This window comes from Actinomycetospora aurantiaca, assembly GCF_037401875.1.
GTDB classification, from domain to species: Bacteria; Actinomycetota; Actinomycetes; order Mycobacteriales; family Pseudonocardiaceae; genus Actinomycetospora; species Actinomycetospora aurantiaca.
In genome coordinates, this window is sequence record NZ_JBBEGN010000011.1 from 42,787 (window position 1) to 62,440 (window position 19,654).

The 19,654-nt window shown below is 74.9% G+C and carries 17 protein-coding genes; 11 read left to right on the forward strand and 6 right to left on the reverse strand.

Translation table 11 applies throughout. The features are described 5' to 3' along the window. Window positions 1–73 precede the first annotated feature (73 nt). Genes eat through eutC form a run of 3 tightly spaced genes read left to right on the forward strand, consistent with a single transcriptional unit; the run spans window position 74 to window position 3,623 of the window. Window positions 74–1,507, forward strand: coding sequence for an ethanolamine permease (gene eat / locus WCD74_RS20420; RefSeq protein WP_337696715.1), 1,434 nt, complete (start codon window positions 74–76; stop codon window positions 1,505–1,507). Continuing rightward, window positions 1,504–2,886 carry an ethanolamine ammonia-lyase subunit EutB gene (locus WCD74_RS20425; protein WP_337696716.1) on the forward strand — a complete coding sequence of 461 codons (1,383 nt, stop codon included), beginning with the start codon at window positions 1,504–1,506 and terminating at the stop codon, window positions 2,884–2,886. Before eat ends, WCD74_RS20425 begins: the two co-directional genes overlap by 4 nt. Next, window positions 2,883–3,623, forward strand: a complete 741-nt coding sequence (gene eutC, locus WCD74_RS20430; RefSeq protein ID WP_337696717.1) for an ethanolamine ammonia-lyase subunit EutC — start codon at window positions 2,883–2,885, stop codon at window positions 3,621–3,623. Before WCD74_RS20425 ends, eutC begins: the two co-directional genes overlap by 4 nt. A gap of 1 nt (window position 3,624) precedes the next feature. Here eutC and WCD74_RS20435 read toward each other — a convergent pair whose 3' ends face one another. Further along, window positions 3,625–4,422, reverse strand: a complete 798-nt coding sequence (locus tag WCD74_RS20435; RefSeq protein WP_337696718.1) for a peptidylprolyl isomerase — start codon at window positions 4,420–4,422, stop codon at window positions 3,625–3,627. Window positions 4,423–4,513: 91 nt separating this feature from the next. On the opposite strand from WCD74_RS20435, the gene WCD74_RS20440 reads away from it, so the two are divergent. Further along, window positions 4,514–5,206, forward strand: coding sequence for an MBL fold metallo-hydrolase (locus WCD74_RS20440; RefSeq protein ID WP_337696719.1), 693 nt, complete (start codon window positions 4,514–4,516; stop codon window positions 5,204–5,206). 13 nt (window positions 5,207–5,219) lie between these two features. Continuing rightward, window positions 5,220–6,488, forward strand: coding sequence for a histidine--tRNA ligase (hisS, locus tag WCD74_RS20445; RefSeq protein ID WP_337696720.1), 1,269 nt, complete (start codon window positions 5,220–5,222; stop codon window positions 6,486–6,488). Window positions 6,489–6,515: 27 nt separating this feature from the next. Here hisS and WCD74_RS20450 read toward each other — a convergent pair whose 3' ends face one another. After that, window positions 6,516–7,421: a DUF8692 domain-containing protein gene (locus WCD74_RS20450; RefSeq protein WP_337696721.1), complete on the reverse strand. Its 906-nt coding sequence runs from the start codon at window positions 7,419–7,421 to the stop codon at window positions 6,516–6,518. 219 nt (window positions 7,422–7,640) lie between these two features. On the opposite strand from WCD74_RS20450, the gene WCD74_RS20455 reads away from it, so the two are divergent. After that, window positions 7,641–9,290: an NAD-dependent malic enzyme gene (locus WCD74_RS20455; protein WP_337696722.1), complete on the forward strand. Its 1,650-nt coding sequence runs from the start codon at window positions 7,641–7,643 to the stop codon at window positions 9,288–9,290. On the opposite strand, the gene WCD74_RS20460 is transcribed toward WCD74_RS20455, so the two are convergent. Next, the gene (locus WCD74_RS20460) at window positions 9,287–9,904 is read right to left on the reverse strand and encodes a TetR/AcrR family transcriptional regulator (RefSeq protein WP_337696723.1); all 618 of its coding nucleotides are present in this window, start codon (window positions 9,902–9,904) and stop codon (window positions 9,287–9,289) included. The two genes, WCD74_RS20455 and WCD74_RS20460, sit on opposite strands and share 4 nt — an antisense overlap. Before the next feature lie 71 nt (window positions 9,905–9,975). Between WCD74_RS20460 and WCD74_RS20465 the strand changes: the two genes are divergently transcribed. Beyond that, complete coding sequence (locus tag WCD74_RS20465) at window positions 9,976–10,371, forward strand: RidA family protein (RefSeq protein WP_337696724.1); 396 nt, start codon at window positions 9,976–9,978, stop codon at window positions 10,369–10,371. Window positions 10,372–10,382: 11 nt separating this feature from the next. On the opposite strand, the gene WCD74_RS20470 is transcribed toward WCD74_RS20465, so the two are convergent. Next, window positions 10,383–11,759, reverse strand: coding sequence for a hypothetical protein (locus WCD74_RS20470; RefSeq protein ID WP_337696725.1), 1,377 nt, complete (start codon window positions 11,757–11,759; stop codon window positions 10,383–10,385). 78 nt (window positions 11,760–11,837) lie between these two features. Next, window positions 11,838–13,202 (reverse strand): acyl-CoA dehydrogenase family protein, encoded by a 1,365-nt coding sequence (locus tag WCD74_RS20475; protein ID WP_337696726.1) that lies wholly within the window; start codon window positions 13,200–13,202, stop codon window positions 11,838–11,840. Window positions 13,203–13,317: 115 nt separating this feature from the next. Here WCD74_RS20475 and WCD74_RS20480 point away from each other — a divergent pair, with 115 nt between their 5' ends. Both WCD74_RS20480 and WCD74_RS20485 read left to right on the forward strand, forming a co-directional pair. Then, the gene (locus tag WCD74_RS20480; RefSeq protein ID WP_337696727.1) at window positions 13,318–14,928 is read left to right on the forward strand and encodes an Rv2578c family radical SAM protein; all 1,611 of its coding nucleotides are present in this window, start codon (window positions 13,318–13,320) and stop codon (window positions 14,926–14,928) included. 224 nt (window positions 14,929–15,152) lie between these two features. Further along, window positions 15,153–16,196: a TerC family protein gene (locus tag WCD74_RS20485; protein ID WP_337696728.1), complete on the forward strand. Its 1,044-nt coding sequence runs from the start codon at window positions 15,153–15,155 to the stop codon at window positions 16,194–16,196. 81 nt (window positions 16,197–16,277) lie between these two features. Here the strand turns inward: WCD74_RS20485 and WCD74_RS20490 are convergent, their stop codons facing one another. After that, the gene (locus WCD74_RS20490; protein WP_337696729.1) at window positions 16,278–17,225 is read right to left on the reverse strand and encodes a tripartite tricarboxylate transporter substrate-binding protein; all 948 of its coding nucleotides are present in this window, start codon (window positions 17,223–17,225) and stop codon (window positions 16,278–16,280) included. Between the two features lie 52 nt (window positions 17,226–17,277). Between WCD74_RS20490 and WCD74_RS20495 the strand changes: the two genes are divergently transcribed. Further along, a complete protein-coding gene (locus WCD74_RS20495; protein ID WP_337696730.1) occupies window positions 17,278–18,942 on the forward strand; it encodes a sensor histidine kinase in 1,665 nt (554 codons plus the stop codon). Further along, the gene (locus WCD74_RS20500) at window positions 18,914–19,654 is read left to right on the forward strand and encodes a response regulator (RefSeq protein ID WP_337696731.1); all 741 of its coding nucleotides are present in this window, start codon (window positions 18,914–18,916) and stop codon (window positions 19,652–19,654) included. Before WCD74_RS20495 ends, WCD74_RS20500 begins: the two co-directional genes overlap by 29 nt.

Here is a 19,654-nt window from a genome sequence, read left to right on the forward strand (position 1 = left end):
ACCTCGCCGTCACCCACACGGCCCGCCCCCGGGACACCCTCGTGCACCCGGGGGCGAGCAGAGAGGGACGCCGATGGCGGAACAGGTGGGTACCGGGCGCAGCGAGCACACGGCCAGTGCCGACTACCTCGCGGCGCGCAAGCTCCGGGCGGGGTCGGCCAGCTGGGTGCTGCTGGCCGGGTTGGGCGTCGCGTACGTGATCTCCGGCGACTACGCCGGGTGGCACTTCGGGCTGGCGCAGGGCGGCTGGGGCGGGCTGGCGGTCGCCGCGGTGCTCATGGCGGTCATGTACACGGCCATGGTGCTCTCGCTCGCCGAGATGTCCTCGGCGCTGCCGGCCGCCGGCGGCGGCTACACCTTCGCCCGCGTCGCCCTCGGGCCGTGGGGCGGCTTCGCGACCGGGGCGGCGATCCTGCTCGAGTACGCCGTCGCGCCCGCGGCGATCGCCACCTTCATCGGCGGCTACGTCGAGTCGCTGGGCCTGTTCGGCATCACCGACGGCTGGTGGGTCTACCTGGCCTGCTACGTGCTCTTCGTCGGGGTGCACCTGCTCGGGGCCGGGGAGGCGCTCAAGGCGACGTTCGTCGTCACCGCGATCGCCGCGGTCGCCCTGATCGTGTTCGCGCTCGGGGCGGTCGGCTCGTTCGATCCCGCGAAGCTGCTCGACATCCCGGTGACGGACGCCGCCGGGGCGTCGTCGTTCCTGCCGTTCGGGCTGGTCGGCATCTGGGCGAGCTTCCCGTTCGCGATCTGGTTCTTCCTCGCGGTCGAGGGCGTGCCGCTCGCGGCGGAGGAGGCCCGCGACCCGGTGCGGTCGGTCCCGCGCGGCATCGTCGTCGCGATGATCGCCCTGATCGGCTTCGCCGCGGTGGTGCTGGTGCTCGGGCCGGGCGCGGCCGGCAGCGCCGCGATGTCCACCAGCGACAACCCGCTGGTCACCGCCGCCGACGGCACCGGCCAGGGGTGGCTGTCGACGACGATCAACTACGTGGGCCTGCTCGGCCTCGTCGCCAGCTTCTTCTCGATCATCTACGCCTACTCGCGCCAGACCTTCGCGCTGTCGCGGGCGGGCTACCTCCCGCGGGCGCTGTCGCGGGTGAACGGCCGCCGGGCCCCGGTGCTGGCGCTCGTCGTGCCCGGCCTCATCGGCTTCGTACTGGCCGCGACCGGCGACGGCGACATCCTGATCAACCTCGCGGTGTTCGGGGCGACGCTGTCCTACGTGCTGATGATGGTCGCGCACCAGGTGCTGCGGGTGCGGAACCCGGAGCTGGTCCGGCCCTACCGCACCCCGGGCGGGCGGATCACCTCCGGCATCGCGCTGGTGCTCGCGCTGGCCGCCGTCGTCGCGACCTTCCTCGTCGACGTGGTCGCCGCGCTGTGCGCGCTCGGCGTGTTCGCCGTGCTCATGGCGTGGTTCGGGTTCTACTCGCGGCACCACCTCGTCGCGGCCGCGCCGGACGAGGAGTTCGCCGCGCTGGCCGCGGCCGAGGAGGAGGTGCGATGAGCTGGACCAGCAGTCTCGCCGGACACTCGTACACGTTCTCCGACCTGCGCGAGCTGATGGCCAAGGCCACCCCGGCGCGCTCCGGCGACGTGCTCGCCGGGGTCGCGGCGGAGTCGGCCGCGGAGCGGGTCGCGGCGCAGACGGTGCTGGCGGACCTCCCGCTCGCGCACTTCCTCGACGAGGCGGTCGTGCCCTACGAGGACGACGACGTCACCCGCCTGATCCTCGACTCGCACGACCCCGACGCGTTCGCCCCGGTACGGTCGCTCACGGTCGGCGGCTTCCGCGACCGGCTGCTGTCCTGGCAGGCCGACACGGCCGCGCTCACCGCGCTCGCGCCCGGGCTGACCCCGGAGATGGTCGCCGCGGTCAGCAAGCTGTGCCGCGTCGGCGACCTCGTCGCGATCGCCGCGAAGACCCGCGTCGTGACGGGGTTGCGGACCACGCTGGGGCTGCCCGGACGGCTGGCCACCCGGCTGCAGCCCAACCACCCGACCGACGACGCGGTGGGGATCACCGCGTCCCTGGTCGACGGGCTCCTGCACGGGTCCGGGGACGCCGTGATCGGGATCAACCCCGCGACCGACCGCCCCTCGACGGTGCGTGCCCTGCTCGACCTGCTCGACGACGCCCGGCAGCGCCTCGCGGCGCCGATCCAGTCGTGCGTGCTGACCCACGTCACGACCACCCTGGAGCTGCTCGAGCAGGGCGCACCGGTGGACCTGGTGTTCCAGTCCGTGGCCGGGACCCAGGCGGCGAACCGCGGCTTCGGGGTGACCCTCGACCAGCTGCGCGAGGCCCACGAGGCCGCGCTGGCGCTGCGGCGGGGAACGGTCGGGTCGAACGTGACCTACTTCGAGACCGGCCAGGGATCCGCCCTGTCCGCGGACGCCCACCACGGCTGCGACCAGCAGACCCTGGAGGCCCGGGCGTACGCGGTGTGCCGGGCGTTCGACCCGCTGCTGGTCAACACCGTCGTCGGGTTCATCGGGCCGGAGTACCTGTACGACGGCAAGCAGATCCTGCGGGCGGGCCTGGAGGACCACCTCTGCGGCAAGCTGCTCGGCGTCCCCATGGGCGTGGACGTCTGCTACACCAACCACGCGGAGGCCGACAGCGACGACACGGACACGCTGCTGCTGACCCTGGGGGCGGCGGGCTGCTCGTTCGTCATCACTGTGCCGGGCGGCGACGACATCATGCTGAACTACCAGTCGCTGTCGTTCCAGGACGTCCTGCAGGTCCGCAGCACCCTCGGGCTGCGCCCCGCGCCGGAATTCGAGGCGTGGCTGGAGACGGTGGGCCTGCTCGACGACGCCGGGCGGGTGCCGCAGCTCGGTCCGGACGCGCTGCCGGCGCTGACGAGCGGGTTGGCATGAGCGATCCCTGGGTGGTGTTCCGGACGGCGACCCGGGCCCGGGTCGGGCTCGGGCGGGCCGGCGACGGGCTGCCGACCGCGGAGAACCTCCGGCTCGCCGCCGCCCACGCCGCGGCGCGGGACGCCGTGCACCTGCCCCTCGACGCGGACGCGGTGGTGGCCGCGCTGGGGGAACGACCCTCGGTCGTGGTGCACTCGGCCGCCGCGGACCGGGCGGAGTACCTGCAGCGCCCGGACCTCGGGCGACGGCTCGACGAGGACTCGGCCGCCCGCCTGCGCGAGGCCGCCCCGACCGAGCCCGCCGACCTCACGGCGGTGATCGCCGACGGGCTGTCGCCCCGTGCGGTGCACGACCACGCCGTCGCGGTACTCGACGCGCTGACCGCGCGCCTCGACGGGTGGTCGGTGTCCCCGGTGGTCGTCGCCGAGCAGGCCCGGGTGGCGCTGGGCGACGGGATCGCCGCGGCGCTCGGCTCCCGCATGGTCCTGGTGCTGGTGGGGGAGCGGCCGGGGATGTCGTCCCCGGACTCGCTCGGGGCCTACCTGACGTGGGACCCCCGCCCGGGCCGGGTGGACTCGGAGCGCAACTGCGTCTCCAACATCCGCCCGCCCGACGGGCTCTCCCACTCTCGTGCCGCCGAGATCCTCGCCGCCCTGATGGACGAGGCCCGCCGTCGGGAACTGACCGGGGTGGAGCTCAAGGACACCGGCGCGGCCCTGCCGCCGGCGGCCGGCTGACCTACAGCTGCACCTGCGCGGCGGTGATCTGCACCGGGATGGTCGGCCTGCCGCCGCCGGCGGAGTTCGAGCCGTCGTCGCCGCCCGCGGCGACCTTGTCCAGGGTCGCGAGGCCCTCGGGGGCGATCCGCCCGATGACGGTGTACTCGGGGGGCAGCGCCGAGTCGCCGTAGACCAGGAAGAACTGGCTGCCGGTGCTGGCGGGCTGGGACGCCTTGGCCATCGCGACGAGCCCGCGGCTGTAGTTGGCGGCGCCCTGCCCCAGCGGCGACGGCGCGAGGTTCGTCGGCGGCTCCTCGGCGTAGCGGTAGCCGGGGCCGCCGGAGCCGGTGCCGGTCGGGTCGCCGCACTGCAGCACCTGCAGACCCTGGCCGGTGACCAGGCGGGGGCATGGGGTGTCGTCGTAGAAGCCCTGCTGCGCGAGCGAGGTCACCGCGTTCACCGCGCAGGGGGCCTGCGCGCGGTCGAGGGTCATCGGGACGGGGCCCTGGGTGGTCTGCAGCGTCAGCCCGACGACGCCGGTGCGCTCCGGGTCCGGGTTCGGCGCCTGCACCGGCTTGGCCGCCTGCCCGTCCGGCGTGTACGTGCACGCGCCGGCGGCGGGCGCGGCGACGGTCTCCGTCGAGGACGGCCGGGTGGCCACGTAGATCGCGATGCCGGCCGCGACCAGGGCCACCACCGCACCGATCGCGATGATCGTCAGCCGCTGGCGGCGACGGCGGGCGCGCTCGGCGCGCCGCTCGATCTGTCGCTCCAGCTTGCGCTTGGCGGCTCTGCGGCGCTGCTCGTTCGTCGGCACGGCGGGCATCCTAGGAAGTCGGATCGGCGTGAGTCCGGGCAGGTCACGACCGCCGACTAGAGTGGGGTCCAGTCGTCGCGAGGAGGATTCCGTGCTGGTCGCCGGGTTCCCGGCCGGGAGTTTCCAGACCAACTGCTTCGTGGTCGCCCCCGACGAGGGCGGACCGTGCGTGGTCGTCGACCCGGGGCAGGACGCCGAGGAGCCGTTGCGCAAGGTCCTCGCCGAGCGGCGCCTGTCGCCGGTCGCCGTCCTGCTGACGCACGGACACCTCGACCACATGTGGTCGGTCACCCCCGTGTGCGACGGCGACGACATCCCGGCCTACATCCACCCCGAGGACCGCTACATGCTGGACGACCCGCTCGCCGGCGTGGGGCCGATGGGGGCGCAGCTCGCGGCGATGTACCCGGGGCTGGAGTTCCGCGAGCCGAAGCAGGTCGAGACGCTCGCCGACGGCGCCACCCTCGACCTGGCAGGGATCTCCCTCACCGTCGACCACACGCCCGGCCACACCCGCGGGTCGGTGGTCTTCCGCAGCGCGACCGAGGACGGGGCACCGTTCGTGCTCGCGGGGGACACCCTCTTCCAGGGCAGCATCGGCCGGACCGACCTCCCCGGCGGCTCGCTCGAGGAGATGATGACGAGCCTGCGGACGAAGCTGCTCACGCTCCCCGACGAGACGGCGATCCTGCCCGGCCACGGTCAGCCCACGACGGTGGGCGACGAGCGGCACACGAACCCCTTCCTGCAGGGCGCGCAGAACGCACCCGGCCGGAACCTCTAGAGAAGACAGGACCTTGGCTGACATCCCCCCGGGCGGCTTCGCCGCGCCCAAGGGCATCCCCGAGTACGTCGGACCGGAGTTCGTCGCGGTCCGCGACACCCTCCTCCGCGAGGCCGACCGCGCCGGCTACGCCCACCTCGAGCTCCCCGTCTTCGAAGACACCGCGCTCTACGCCCGCGGGGTCGGCGAGTCCACCGACGTCGTCTCCAAGGAGATGTACTCCTTCGCCGACCGGGGCGGCCGGAGCGTGACGCTGCGCCCCGAGGGCACGGCGGGCGTCGTCCGCAGCGTCGTCGAGCACGGCCTGGACCGGGGCACGCTGCCGGTCAAGCTGCGCTACGCCGGGCCGTTCTTCCGCTACGAGCGCCCCCAGGCGGGCCGCTACCGGCAGCTCCAGCAGGTCGGCATCGAGGCGATCGGGGTGGACGACCCGGCGCTGGACGCCGAGGTCCTCGCGGTGGCCGACGCCGGGTTCCGGGCCCTCGGGCTGACCGGCTACCGGCTGGAGCTGACCTCGCTGGGCGACGCGGAGACCCGGCCGGCCTACCGCGCCGAGCTGCAGGCGTTCCTGGAGAAGTGCGACCTCGACGAGGCCACCCGCGAGCGCGCGCGGATCAACCCGCTGCGCGTGCTCGACGACAAGCGCCCGGAGGTCCGCGAGCAGCTCGCCGACGCGCCGCTGATGGTCGACCACCTGTCGGACGCGGCCGCGGCCCACCACGCGACGGTGAAGCAGTACCTGGACGAGCTGGGGGTGGCCTACGTCGAGAACCCCCGCATGGTGCGCGGCCTGGACTACTACACGAAGACGACGTTCGAGTTCGTCCACGACGGGCTCGGGTCGCAGTCCGGGATCGGCGGCGGCGGGCGCTACGACGGGCTGATGGCCGAGCTCGGCGGCCAGGCCCTGTCCGGGGTCGGCTTCGGCCTCGGCGTGGACCGCACCCTCCTGGCGTGCCGGGCCGAGGGCCTGGAGGTCGCGCCCGCGCGACGGGTCGAGGTCTTCGGGGTCCCGCTGGGGGAGTCGGCCCGCGACCACCTGGTCGGGCTGATCGGCGCGCTGCGCCGTGCCGGGATCCGGTCTGACCTCGCCTACGGCGGCCGCGGGCTCAAGGGGGCGATGAAGGCGGCGGACCGTTCCGGCGCCCGCTACGCGCTCGTGCTGGGCGACCGTGACCTCGAGGCCGGGACGATCCAGCTCAAGGACCTCGCCGACGGCAGCCAGACCGAGGTCGCCCTCGCCGACGCCGCGGCGGCGGTCGACCGGGCCCTGCACGGCTGAGCGGACGACCCCGCCGTCGGGACGGGGTCAGGTCCGGGAGAGCGGTGGCGGCACCGGGATCGGGGCCGTGAGGTCGGCGTCCGCCGGGCTGCCGACCGTCGGCGGGCGCCCGGCGGCGGTCGGCAGTGCACCGGTCCGGGCGGCGTGCCGACCCGACGACACCCGCAGCGGGACGCGGCCCGAGCCGGACGCCGACCCGGCCCGCTCGACCGCCTCGCGGGCCGCCTTCTCGGTCGCGGCCGCGAGCGTCCGGGCCATGACCCGCCGCGCCAGGAGCACGCACAGGTGGCAGAGCGCGGTGTAGGCGAGGAACTTGACGACGTCCTCGGCGTGCCCGAGCGCGGCGGCGATCGCCGGGTCCCGGTCCTCGAACCACGACTCCAGGACGTCCCCGCCGAGGGAGCCGCCGAGCAGGGCGAGGCCGACGAGGAACGTCAGCCCCAGCTTCTCGGCGAGCAGCGGGCGGAAGGCCCAGGCGACCAGCACGAGCCCGAGCACCGCGTAGGCCGCGAGCCCGACGTCCTCCGGGATGCCCGCCCCGGGCAGTACCGCGTCGTGGACCATCATCATGTCGTCGAAGCCCAAGAAGATGCACAGCACGGCCACCGCGAGGCCGGCGCGCAGGGCGGGGGAGGCGGCGCCCGCCGCGCCGGTGGCCCGGGCCCAGGCCCGCGCGACGACGAGCGATCCCAGCGCGACGCCCGCGCACACCATGAGGGCACTCGAGAACAGGATCGTGAACAGGCCGGAGTACTCGGAGTCCTCCGGGAAGCGGTCCTGCAGGACGATCGTCAGGTCGTGGCCCGTGCCGCCGTACACGGCGAGGGCGAGGACCAGGACCACGCCGACCGGCAGCACGGTGCGCAGGAGCATCCGGGCGGCCTCGGCCAGGTCGGAGCGGGGGGCCGGCACCGGGCCCGCGGGGTGCGTCATCGGTCGTCTCCGTCCCGCCGGGGACACCGCTCCGCCTGAACGGGTCCCGTCATGATCACGACGATCAGGTGAACGGGAGAGTAACCCCGGTTCTCGGACGAGTGATGCACGCCCCAGGCTCAGTACTTGCTCAGATCGCCCACCGGACCGGGTCCTGCGGGGAGCGGACTGCGGCAGGGTGGTCCGCGCGGGTACGGGCGAGCGTGGGAGGCACGGGCGATGGAGCCGACCGGGACGGCACGCGGGGGCGGCATCCTCGACGATCCGATGCGGACGAAGGGCACCGCCTTCACCGCGGCGGAGCGGCGGGAACACGGACTTCTCGGGCTGCTCCCGCACGGGGTGACGACCCTCGAGGAGCAGGTGGGGCGCTGCTGGGGCGAGGTGCACCGGCAGGCGACCGACATCCAGCGCTACGTCTACCTGCGCGGGCTGCAGGACCGCAACGAGCACCTGTTCTACTCGGTCCTCGCCGCCGACGTCCCGACGGCGCTGCCGCTGGTCTACACCCCGACCGTCGCCGAGGGGTGTCGACGGTTCTCCGCGCTCTGGCGCCGACCCCGGGGGCTCTACCTGGCCTGGCCCGACCGGGCGTACCTGGCCGAGATGCTCCGCAACCGCCCGCACGACGGCGTCGACGTCATCGTGGTGACCGACGGGCAGCGGATCCTGGGCATCGGCGACCAGGGTGTGGGCGGGATGGGGATCCCCGTCGGGAAGCTCTCGCTCTACACGCTGATCGGCGGGATCGACCCGTCCCGCACGCTGCCGATCCTGCTCGACGTCGGCACCGACAACGCCGACCTGCTCGACGACCCCTACTACCTGGGCTGGCGGCACCGTCGCATCGACGACGAGGCCTACGACGCCTTCGTCGAGGACTTCGTCGCCGCGGTCGAGGCCGAGATGCCCGACGTCCTGCTCCAGTGGGAGGACTTCGCCACCCCGCACGCCGCCCCGATCCTGGCCCGCTACCGCGACCGGCTGCTCACCTTCAACGACGACATCCAGGGCACCGCCGCGGTCGCCCTCGGCGCGCTGCAGGGAGCCACCGCCGTGGCCGGGACCCGGCTCGCCGACCAGCAGGTGGTCATGCTCGGCGCCGGTTCGGCCGGCGTCGGCGTGATGGACATGGTGCGCCAGGAGATGGTCGACCAGGGCCTCACCGACGCGCAGGCGCGGGCCCGCTGCTGGGTCGTCGACGTCCGCGGGCTGCTCACCGCCGACCGCGACGACCTCTCGGCCGACCAGCGCGCGTTCGCCCACGACCCCGCCGACGTCGCCGACTGGGCCGTCGACGGCCTGCCGCAGCTCGCCGACGTCGTCGACCACCTCCCCGTCGGGGTCCTGCTCGGGCTCTCGACCGCGCAGGGCGCCTTCACCGAGGAGATCGTCCGGACGATGGCCGGGAAGGTCGATCGCCCGATCGTCTTCCCGCTCTCGAACCCGACGACGAACGCCGAGGCCCGCCCCGCGGACCTGGACGCCTGGACCGGCGGGCGCGCCCTGGTGGCCACGGGATCGCCGTTCCCGCCTCTGCACCGCGAGCAGGGCGAGGACGTGCCCGTGGCCCAGTGCAACAACGTCTACGTCTTCCCCGCCGTCGGGCTCGCCGTGACCGCCGCCCGGGCCTCCCGGGTCACCGACGCCATGATGCGGGCCGCCGCCCGCGCCCTCGGCGCGGCGTCCCCGGCCCTGCGCGACGCGCGCGCCCCGCTGCTGCCCGCCTGGGCCGACGTCCGCGCCGCCGCGGACGCGATCGCGCTCGCCGTCGCCCGGCAGGCCGTCGACGACGGTGTCGCCCCCGAGGCCTCCGACGACGAGCTCCGGGACGCGATCGCGGCGACCCGCTGGACCCCGGGCTACTAGCCGTCCCACCCCGCCGACCAGCCCGACCGGACCGACGCCGCGCACCGCGCCGGGTCGTCCCCGGCGCCCAGGCAGACCGCCTCGGCGAGAGCCGGGCCCTGGCTCCCCAGCGCCTCCGCCGGCAGGACGTCGGTCAGGACGAGCAGCAGCAGGCCGTGCCCGGCGGCCCACAGCCGCGTCGCGACGTCCGCCGGGTCGACCGCGCCGAACCGGCCGTCGGCGCACGCCCGGGCGGCGGCCCCGACCAGCGGGGCGAACCCGCCGTCGGCGACCTCCGGGTCGGGCAGGTCCACGGCGGTGTCGAACATGGCCCGGTAGAGCAGGGGGTGGGCGACGGCGTTGTCGGCGTACGCGGCGCCGAGCGCGGCCAGGTCGTGCACCGGGTCGTCGGTCGGCTGCACCCTCGCCAGCCGTGCCGCCAGGTGGACGAAGCCCTCCTGGCGCACCGCACCCCACAGGCCCGGCATGCCGCCGAAGTGCGTGTAGACGGCCATCGTCGACGTCCCGGCCCGACCGGCGAGCCCGCGCAGCGTCACCGGCTCCCGGGCGGCGAGCATCGCGGCCGCCTGCTCGATGAGGGCGGCTCGGACGGCGACATCGGCGGGTTTCGGCACTGGACGAGGATATATAACGCTGCTATACATGACGAGACATAGCAATGCTATCTCATCCTCCGGAGGCCGCCGTGCCCGTCGAACTGCACAACCCGTCCACCCTCCCCGCCGCCGACGTCTACCGGCAGGTGGCCGTCGCGACCGGGACGCGCACCGTCCACGTCGCCGGCCAGGTGGCCCGGACCGCCGACGGCGGCCGGGTCGGCGAGGGCGATCTCGCCGCCCAGGTCGAACAGGCGTACCGCAACGTCGCCGCGGCCCTCGACGCCGTCGGGGCCGGGTTCTCCGACGTGGCCCGGCTGCGGGTCTACGTCGTCGACTGGACCCCGGACAAGATGTCCGCCCTCGGCGCGGGCGTGGGCCGCACCGGCATCACGGCGACGCCGCCGATCACGCTGATCGGGGTCTCCGCCCTGGGCGAGCCCGACCTGCTCGTCGAGGTGGAGGCGACGGCCGTGCTGCCCTGAGGCCCCTGCCGTCAGCCCTCGACGGCCTTCTGGCCCCGCCGCCCGGCCGGGAGGCGGTCGACGAGCCGGCCGAGGCGCTCCGTGGTGCCCTGCAGCGGGGCGAGGGCGTCCGCGAGGACCTTGATCTGGCCGTCGAGGTCCTCGATCCGCCCGGCGACCGTCCGCAGGTCCGGCGCGACCCGGACCAGCTCGGACGCGGCCGTCGACAGCGACGAGTCGAGGGTCTGCAGGCGGGGCGGCAGCTCGGGGAACGTGGTGTCGGCGTGCCGGGCCAGCACCTCGACGTGGTCGATGGCCGCCGTCAGCTTCTCGACCTCGGGCACCGCCTCCGCGAGCGCCCGCAGCGCGGGGGCCGCGTCGGCGATCTGCTGCGCGGTGGGCACCGCGTCGGCGATCGCGCGCACCGTCGGGACCGCGTCGGCGATCCGCTCGACGGTGCCGGTCGCGGCCGCGATCGTCTCGACGGTGGGCACGGCGCTGGCGATGGTCTCGATGGTCGGCACGGCGCCGGCGATCCGCTCGATGGTCGGCACCGCGCCCGCGATGGCGTCGAGGGTGCCGACGGCCTCGGCGATCCGTTCGATGGTGGGCACGGCCGCCGCGATCGCCTCCACCGTGCCGACGGCGTCCGCGATGCGCTCGACGGTGGGGACCGCGGCGGCGATCCGCTCGATGACCTCGACGCTGCGCGCGATGGTGGCCACGTCGTCGGTCGCCGCTGCGATGCGGTGGAGGTCCTCGACGGCGGCGCTGAGCCGGGCGAGCGAGTCGACCGCGCCCGTGAGCTCGTGGATGTCGTCCGCCGCACCACCGATCTGCTGCAGGGCCGGCACGGCCTCGCGCAGGGCGTGGATGTCGTCGGCCGCGCCGCCCAGCTGCTGCAGCGCCGGCACCGCAGCGGTGAGGGCGTGGATGTCGTCCGCAGCCCCGCCGAGCTGTTGCAGGGCCGGGACCGCCGCGGTCAGGGCGTGGATGTCGTCGGCCGCGCCGCCCAGCTGCTGCAGCGCCGGCACCGCCTCACGCAGGGCGCGGATGTCGTCGGCCGCGCCGCCCAGCTGCTGCAGCGCCGGGACCGCCTCGGCCAGGGCGTGGATGTCGGGCGCGGCCGCCGAGAGCCGGTCGAGGGAGCGCTGCAGGTCCTGGGCCAGCGGCAGGAGCTGCTCGAGCACGGCCACGGCGCGCGGCAGGGCACGCAGGGCGTCCCCGATGAGTGGGCTGACCTCGACGGTCACGGTGTGCGCCGCGGCCGCGAGCCCCCGCACGATGGACGGCCCACGCAGGGTCAGCTCCACGGCCGTGCGCGCGGACGCCGCGGCGAGGGCGTACACCGTGTCGAGCACGCCGGGGGCCGGCTCCGGTCGGCGTGCCGGCGGCGTCGACTGCGTCATCGGTGGCCCTCGCTACGGCATCCGGGGGACGGGGTGGTGGAACGGAACCCTAGAGGGTCGAGCCCCGGGGCGCCTTGATCACCGCCCGGGCGAGGCGAGCCGACCGCCGAGGTCGAGCAGCTTGTCGGGCGCCTTCTGGGCGAGCTTGAGGAACGCCTCGCCGGCCCGCGCCCGGGCGAGCGACCCGTGCCCGAACTTCCGCGACAGGCCGCCGTGGTCCCCGGGCAGCTGGTGGTGCTGCGGGCTCTGGGAGGCCTCGGTGGCGAGCGTCCGCCCGATCACCATGCGCTGGATCTCGCTGGTGCCCTCGAAGATCGTGTAGAGCTTGGCGTCGCGGTACCACTTCTCGACCGGCAGGTCGCTGACGTAGCCCCACCCACCGCACACCTGGATCGCCTGCTCGGCCGCGCGCACCGCGACCTCCGAGGCCTTCAGCTTCGACATGGAGCCCTCGCCGAGGTGGAAGGGCACCCCGTTGGCGGCCATCCACGAGGCGCGCCAGCACAGCAGGCGGGCGGCGTCGATCTCGGCGGCGATGTCGACCAGCGGGAACGCGACGCCCTGGTTCTCGATCACCGGCGCCCCGAACGCCTCCCGGCGCGAGGCGTAGTCGCAGGCGTACTCGAACGAGGCGCGGGCGACACCCAGCGCCATCGCGGCCACCATCGGCCGGGTCTGCTCGAAGGTGCCGAGCGCGGCCGAGTCACCCTCGCCGCGGCGGGCCTTCTCCAGCTTGTGCTCGAGCTTGCCCTCCTCGCCGAGCAGCTGGTCGGCGGGGATCCGGCAGTCGCTGAAGGAGAGCTCGGCAGTGTGGGAGGCACGGTGGCCGAGCTTGTCCAGGCGCCGGACCTGCTCCATGCCGGGCGTGCCCTTGGGCACCAGGAACATCGCCTGGCCCTTGGTGCCGAGCTCGGGGTCGACGACGGCGTTGACGATCGTGACGTCGGCGATGCCGCCGTTCCCGATCCAGATCTTGGTGCCGTTCAACACCCACTCGTCGCCGTCCTTGACCGCCCGGGTCTGCAGGTTCGCGACGTCGCTGCCGCCCTGCGGCTCGGACACCGCGAGCGCGGCGAGCTTGATGTCGCCGGGCTCGCCGAACATCTCCGGGGCCCACTTCGCGAGCTGCTCGGGCGTGCCGGCCTGGTTCAGCGCGGAGAGCGCGAGGGCGGGCAGGACCACCGTCAGGCCGATGCCCGCGCAGCCCCAGAAGATCTCCTCGAGGAACAACGGGAGCGACAGCCCGGTGGGGTCGGCGATCAGGTCCGCGTAGAACAGGGCGCTGTAGAAGCCCTCGCGGGAGGCCGCGTCGACGATGTCCCAGGGGCACTCCTGCAGCTGGTCGTACTTGGCGGCGGCCGGCCGGATCACCTCCTCGGCGAACGTGTGCGCCCGCCGCACGAGCTCGTGGTGAGCCGGGGTGAGTTCGAGGGTGAAGCTCATGGATCCTCCGGTGCGCTGACGGTGTGATCTGCAGTACCGCGTACCCGCGGTACCGAAACCTCGGCTCGTTCGATCGAACTTGCGTTCGATGCCGAACACGTGTTCGATCGGAGGTATGCGGTGGGCGGGTCAGCAGCTGGACGACGACGGGGAGGGCCCTGAGCCCCTGCCGGGGATGCCGGCCCTCAAGGGGCTCGTACGCAGCGTGCAGACCCCGGAGTTCGCCGGCATCACCTTCCACGAGGTCCGTGCCCGCTCGGTGCTCAACCGCGTGCCCGGCGGCTCGCCGATGCCCTTCTCGTGGACCGTCAATCCCTACCGCGGCTGCTCGCACGCCTGCACGTACTGCACCGTCGGGTCCACGCCGGTGCTGCGCGCCGACGGCGGGACGGTGCCGATGGCCGACCTGCAGGTGGGCGACACGGTCGTCGGGACAGTGGTGGAGGGAGGGGCGCGGCGGCTCGTGCGGACCCACGTGCTCGCCCACTGGTCCAGCCGCCGCCCCGTGGTGCGGGTACGGCTGGCCGACGGCACCGCGGTCGTGGTGGGCACCGACCACCGGCTGCTCGCCCGCACCGGGTGGCGACACGTGGCCAGGGCGGGGGCCGACGGCCACGGCGGGGCGTGGCTGGTTCCCGGGGACGCCCTCGTCGGCGCGGAGACCCTGCCCGCCCCGGGTCTGGCTGGCGTCCGCGACGTCCTGGACGAGTCCCGCGGCGCGGACCGCACGCTGGTCGCGGTGGAGCCGGCGGGGGAGGAGACCGTCTACGACGTCACGACCACCACCGGCGACTACGTCGCCGAGGGACTCGTGCACCACAACTGCTTCGCCCGCAACACCCACACCTACCTCGACCTGGACGCGGGCGCGGACTTCGACCGGCAGGTCGTGGTCAAGCTGAACGCGCCGGAGGTGCTCGCGCGGGAGGTGCGCTCGTCGCGCTGGACCCGCGAGCACGTCGCGATGGGGACGAACACGGACCCCTATCAGCGCGCGGAGGGCCGCTACCGGCTGATGCCGGGCATCATTCGCGCGCTCGGGGGGTCGGGGACCCCGCTGTCGATCCTCACCAAGGGGACGTTGCTCGCCCGCGACCTGCCGGATATCGTGGCGGCCGGCCGCGACGTCCCGGTCGGGGTCGGGGTCTCGCTGGCCCTGCTCGACCCCGAGCTGCACCGCTCGGTGGAGCCGGGGACGCCGTCGCCGCGGGCCCGGCTCGACCTCGTCCGGCGGATCGCGGACGCGGGCCTGCCGGTGGGCGTGTTCGTGGCGCCGGTGCTGCCGGGCCTCACCGACTCCGACGCCGCGCTCGACGCCCTGCTCGGCGAGATCGCGGCGGCCGGCGCGGCGGGCGCGAGCGTCCTCGCCCTGCACCTGCGTCCCGGCACCCGGGAGTGGTTCCACGGCTGGCTCGCGCGGGAGCACCCGCACCTGCTGGACCGGTACGCCGCGCTCTACCGCCGCGGCGCCTACGTGCAGCAGGCCTACCGGGACGACCTCGCGCGGCGGGTCGCGGTGCTCCTGCGTCGGCACGGTCTCGACGGCGGGGGCCACCGCATGGGCGGGCGGCTGGCGGGAGACGCAGCGGAGCGGAGCTCGACCCGGTTGGACGGCGGGAAGGGTGCGGCGCCGGACAACCCGGAGCCCTGGCCCGACGGTGCGCTGCCGAACGTGCCGACGGCGATCGTCGAGGACGCGCCCGCGGAGCAGCTGTCCCTGCTCTGAGACCACAACGACCACAACGCGGTCAATCTCCCGAACGGCGACAGGTCGCCCCGCGGGCCGGGAGCATCCCGGAGCGCGGAGGGGAGTATCCCCGGATCGCCTGCGGGCGCCTCGTCAGCACGACAGCGGAAACGCGGTCCGGGGCGCCCGGCGCGCGGGCCACGACGGCCCCGCGGCGGGAGAGACCTCCGGTGAGCACGTGATGCGTCGTCACCGGAGGAAGCATGTCGCCAGCAGCAGCACCACCCGCGCTCGCACCGACCGGCGGTGAGCCGTTCTGGGTGTGGGCGGTGACGATCGCCGGCCTGGCGGTGATCTTCGCGGTCGACCTGTGGGCCGGCCGGCACGCGCGCGAGGTGCGCATGCGCGACGCCGCCCGGGGGGTGGCGATCTACGTCGGCCTCGCGGCGGTCTTCGCGGCCGGCGTCTTCTGGTTCGGCGGCCGCGAGCAGGGCACCGCGTTCGTGGCGGGGTACGTCACCGAGTACTCGCTCTCGGTGGACAACCTGTTCGTGTTCCTGCTGATCATGACCGCCTTCGCCGTCCCGAAGGCCTTCCAGCACCGCGTCCTGCTCGTCGGCATCGTCATCGCCCTGATCATGCGCGGCGGATTCATCCTCGCCGGCGCCGCGGTCATCACCCGCTTCTCCTGGGTCTTCTACCTCTTCGGCGCCTTCCTCATCATCACCGCCATCAAGGTCTGCCTCGAGAAACAGGACGACGACGAGGTCTTCGAGGAGAACGCGCTGTTGCGCCTCGTGCGGCGGGTCGTCCCGGTCACCGACACCTACCGGGGCAGCGCCCTCGCCGTCCGCGAGCACGGCCGCCGGATGATCACCCCGATGCTCATGGTCATGATCGCCATCGGACTCACCGACCTGCTCTTCGCCCTCGACTCCATCCCGGCGATCTTCGGACTCACCAAGGACCCCTACATCGTCTTCACCGCCAACGCCTTCGCCCTGCTCGGACTACGCCAGCTCTACTTCCTGCTCGGCGGACTGCTCTCCCGCCTGGTCTACCTCCAGTACGGCCTCGGAGTCATCCTCGCCTTCATCGGCGTCAAACTCGTCCTCGAAGCCCTGCACTCCAACACCCTGCCCCTCCTCAACAACGGACAACCGCTCCCCGTCCCACTGATCGGCATCGAACTCTCCCTCACCGTCATCATCGGCGTCCTCGCCCTCACCACCATCGCCAGCCTCATCCGCACCCGCGGCCGCTCCAGCCCGGAGGAGGAGCGCGAGCCGGTCCCGACGGGGAGCTGAGCACTCCCGCGAGGTGGACATCAGGCAGGTCCGAGCGCCCGCCGGCATGCCTCACGTACATCTCGCGACGGCACGGCGGGCTCAGGGCGTCGCCGCGAGAGCGGCGCCGACCCGGGCGCGCTCGGCGTCGAGGAACGCCGCGAACTCCGGTCCGGCGAGCGGCGCGTCGGTCCAACCGTTGCGGGCGACCGCGGCCCGCCAGGCCGCCGTGCCCCGGACACCGTCGGCGAGCGCGGTCAACCGGGCGAGGTCGTCCGGGGCGAGGTCGGGCGGACCCAGCAGGCCCCGCCAGTTCTCCACGACCACGTCGATCCCCGCCTCGCGCAGCGTCGGTGCGTCGACCCGCGGCGAGCGCGCCGCCGAGGTGACCGCGAGCGTCCGGACCGTGCCCAGGTCGACCTGCGGGGCCGTCTCGGCCAGCCCCGTGACCGCCACCGCCACGTCGCCGCGCAGGACGGCCGGCAGGAGGGCGTCGCCGGGCAGCGACGCGTAGCGCAGCGCACCGGGCGGCAGACCGGCCGCCGCGGCGAGTCGCGAGGCCACGAGCCAGTCCGGCCCGCCGCGAGCGGAGATCCCGCCGACCACCACACCGGCGGGGTTGGCCCGCCACGCCGCGACGAACTCGGCGACGGTGCGGTACGGCGAGCCCGCGGGGACGGCGACCAGCTCCGGCTCGGTGATGAGCCGTGCGACGGGGGTGGCCGACAGCCCGCCCGGGCCGGACCCGTCGTCGGGAACGGCCCCGAGCAGCCCCAGACCCATGACCATCAGCAGGTCCGGCCGGGTCCGCTCCGCCGCGAGGCGGGCCAGCGCCGCCCGGCCGCCCTCGCCCGGCACGACGACGACCGCAGGACCCGGCTCGCCCTCCCGCTCGCTCACGGCGGCCGCGAGGGTGCGGGCGGTGAGGTCGTACCCGCCGCCGACCTCCGTCGGGACGAGGAGCCGCAGGTCGCCGGTGCCGGTGCCGCAGCCCGCGAGGAGCGCCACCAGCACGCCGAGGACGAGGCCCGTGCACCGCACGACGGTCACCGTCCCACGCGCGCGGGTGAAACCGGCGGCCGGAGCCGCCAGACTGCTCGGCGTGACCCAGCCCCGCGCGACCCGGTGGTGGTCGTGGGCCGGTCGCCGCAGCACGCTGGCCGGGCAGGCCCTCGTGCTGCAGCTCGGGGTGGTCGCGCTCGTGCTGGTGGCGGTCGCGGCCGTGAGCGTGACGCAGTCCCTGGCCGCGTTCACCCGCACGGAGAGCCGCCGGGTGCTCGCCGTGGCCGAGGACGTCGCGGTCGACGGCGTCGTGCGCCAGGCCCTGGCCGCGTCCACGGTGTCGCCCCGCAACCCGGTCACCGCCGTCGCCGACGGGGCGCGGGCCGTGTCGGGCGTGTCCGTCGTGGTGGTCGCGGACGCCGACCTGACCGTCGTGACCGCCACCGACCTCGCCCTCGTCGGGACCCCGCTCCCGACGGCGGACGCCGACGGCGGGGAGCCCAGCCGGGTCGCCGACGGCCGCAGCTGGACCGGCGCGCTGCGGCTCACCCCGGACGGCCCGCTCGCGGTCGCCGCCCAGGTGCCGGTGGTCGCCGCCGACGGCCGTCGGCTCGGGGCGGTCGCGGTGACCAGCAACCTGCCGGGCGTGCTGACCCGCCTCGCCGCGTCCGCCCCGGACCTGCTGACCTACCTCGGGCTCGCGACCGCCCTCGGCGTCGTGGGCTCGCTGCTGCTCGCTCGCCGGGTGAAGCGCCAGACGCTGGGGCTCGAGCCGCGGGAGATCACCGCCCTGGTCCAGCAGCGCGAGGCCATGCTGCTCGGCATCCGGGAGGGCGTGCTCGGCGTGGACGCCGACGGCCGGATCGTCCTGGTCAACGACACCGCCCGCGCGCTGCTGGGCCTGCCGGACTCCGCGGCCGGGCGGACGCTGGCCGAGCTCGGGATCGACCCGGAGGTCCGGGCCGTGCTCGGCGGGCCGGAGCGGGCGGAGGACGCGGTCATCCCGCGCGCCGACGCCGTCGTGGTCGCCAACCGCCGGCCGTTCCTGGTGGACGGGACCGTGCGGGGATGGGTGACCACCCTGCGCGACCGCACCGAGCTCGCCGCGCTCCAGCGCGAGCTGGGCACCACCCGCGGCACCACCGAGACCCTGCGCGCGCAGGCCCACGAGTTCTCCAACCGGCTGCACACCATCTCGGGGCTGATCGAGATCGGCGAGTACGACGAGGTCGTGCGCTACGTCGGCACGCTGCAGGGGTCGGCGGAGGACGACGCGGCCGTGACCGGCCGGGTCGGCGACCCGTCGCTGGCGGCGCTGCTCGTGGCCAAGGCCCGCCTGGCGCGCGAGCGCGGGGTCGTCCTGGAGGTCACGGGGTCGCTCGGGCGGGTGTCCGACGACCTGTCGGCCGACCTCGTGACGATCGTCGGCAACCTGGTCGACAACGCCCTCGACGTCCTCACCGGGGGCACGGTCACCGTCGACCTGGCCGATCCGGCCGCGGACGACACGGCGGGCCCGGTGCGGGTCGAGGTCACCGACACCGGGCCGGGGGTCAGCACGGACCCGCCGGACGCGGTCTTCGGGCGCGGGGTGTCCACCAAGGGCGACGGCCGCGGCATCGGGCTCGCCCTCGTCCGGGCCGTGTGCGTCCGCCGCGGCGGCGAGGTCGCGGTGCGCTCGCGGCCGGGGGAGGGTGCCGTGTTCACCGCGTGGCTGCCGAGGAGGGAGACGACCGATGACCGACGGGTCGGGGCCGGGCACTGAGGGCGCCCTGCGCGTGCTGGTCGTCGACGACGACTTCATGGTCGCGAAGGTCCACGGCGGCTTCGTGGCCCGGACGCCGGGGTTCCGTCCGGTCGGGGTGGCCCACACCGGGGCGGAGGCCCTGGCCCGGGCGGTGGAGCTGCGCCCGGACCTCGTGCTGCTCGACCTCTACCTGCCCGATCGCGGCGGGCTCGACGTCCTCGCCGACCTGCGGGCCGCGCTGCCCGACCTGGACGTCCTCATGGTGACCGCGGCGCGCGACGCCGAGACGGTGCGGGCGGCGGTCCGCGGCGGCGTCGTCCACTACCTGATCAAGCCGTTCGGGTTCGAGGACCTCCGCGACCGGCTCCTGCACTACGCGGCGGGCCGCCGGGCGCTGCCCGCCGAGCAGGACGCCGACCAGTCCGCCGTCGACCAGCTCTTCGGCGGCGGCCCGGCCCGGCCCACCGGCCCGGCGTCGGCCCCGGGGACGCGGACGGGCCCCCGGGCGTCGCTGCCCAAGGGCCTGTCCGGGGAGACCGCGGACCTCGTCGCCGCCGCGCTGCGGGACGCCGAGGGCGACCTGTCGGCGGCGGAGACCGCGGAGCGGGTGGGGATCTCGCGGGTGAGCGCCCGGCGCTACCTGGAGTTCTTCACCGACGCCGGGCGGGCCGAGGTCCGGCTGCGGTACGGGACCGCCGGCCGGCCCGAGCGCCGCTACCGGGCCCGCTGA

What these genes read in the sequence shown, in the direction of transcription:
- eat (WP_337696715.1), top strand. Translation starts at nt 74, where the DNA reads ATGGCGGAACAGGTGGGTACCGGGCGCAGCGAGCACACGGCCAGTGCC.
- WCD74_RS20425 (WP_337696716.1), top strand. Translation starts at nt 1,504, where the DNA reads ATGAGCTGGACCAGCAGTCTCGCCGGACACTCGTACACGTTCTCCGAC.
- eutC (WP_337696717.1), top strand. Translation starts at nt 2,883, where the DNA reads ATGAGCGATCCCTGGGTGGTGTTCCGGACGGCGACCCGGGCCCGGGTC.
- WCD74_RS20450 (WP_337696721.1), bottom strand. Translation starts at nt 7,421, where the DNA reads ATGACGCACCCCGCGGGCCCGGTGCCGGCCCCCCGCTCCGACCTGGCC.
- WCD74_RS20455 (WP_337696722.1), top strand. Translation starts at nt 7,641, where the DNA reads ATGGAGCCGACCGGGACGGCACGCGGGGGCGGCATCCTCGACGATCCG.
- WCD74_RS20470 (WP_337696725.1), bottom strand. Translation starts at nt 11,759, where the DNA reads ATGACGCAGTCGACGCCGCCGGCACGCCGACCGGAGCCGGCCCCCGGC.
- WCD74_RS20475 (WP_337696726.1), bottom strand. Translation starts at nt 13,202, where the DNA reads ATGAGCTTCACCCTCGAACTCACCCCGGCTCACCACGAGCTCGTGCGG.
- WCD74_RS20480 (WP_337696727.1), top strand. Translation starts at nt 13,318, where the DNA reads ATGCGGTGGGCGGGTCAGCAGCTGGACGACGACGGGGAGGGCCCTGAG.
- WCD74_RS20485 (WP_337696728.1), top strand. Translation starts at nt 15,153, where the DNA reads ATGTCGCCAGCAGCAGCACCACCCGCGCTCGCACCGACCGGCGGTGAG.
- WCD74_RS20500 (WP_337696731.1), top strand. Translation starts at nt 18,914, where the DNA reads ATGACCGACGGGTCGGGGCCGGGCACTGAGGGCGCCCTGCGCGTGCTG.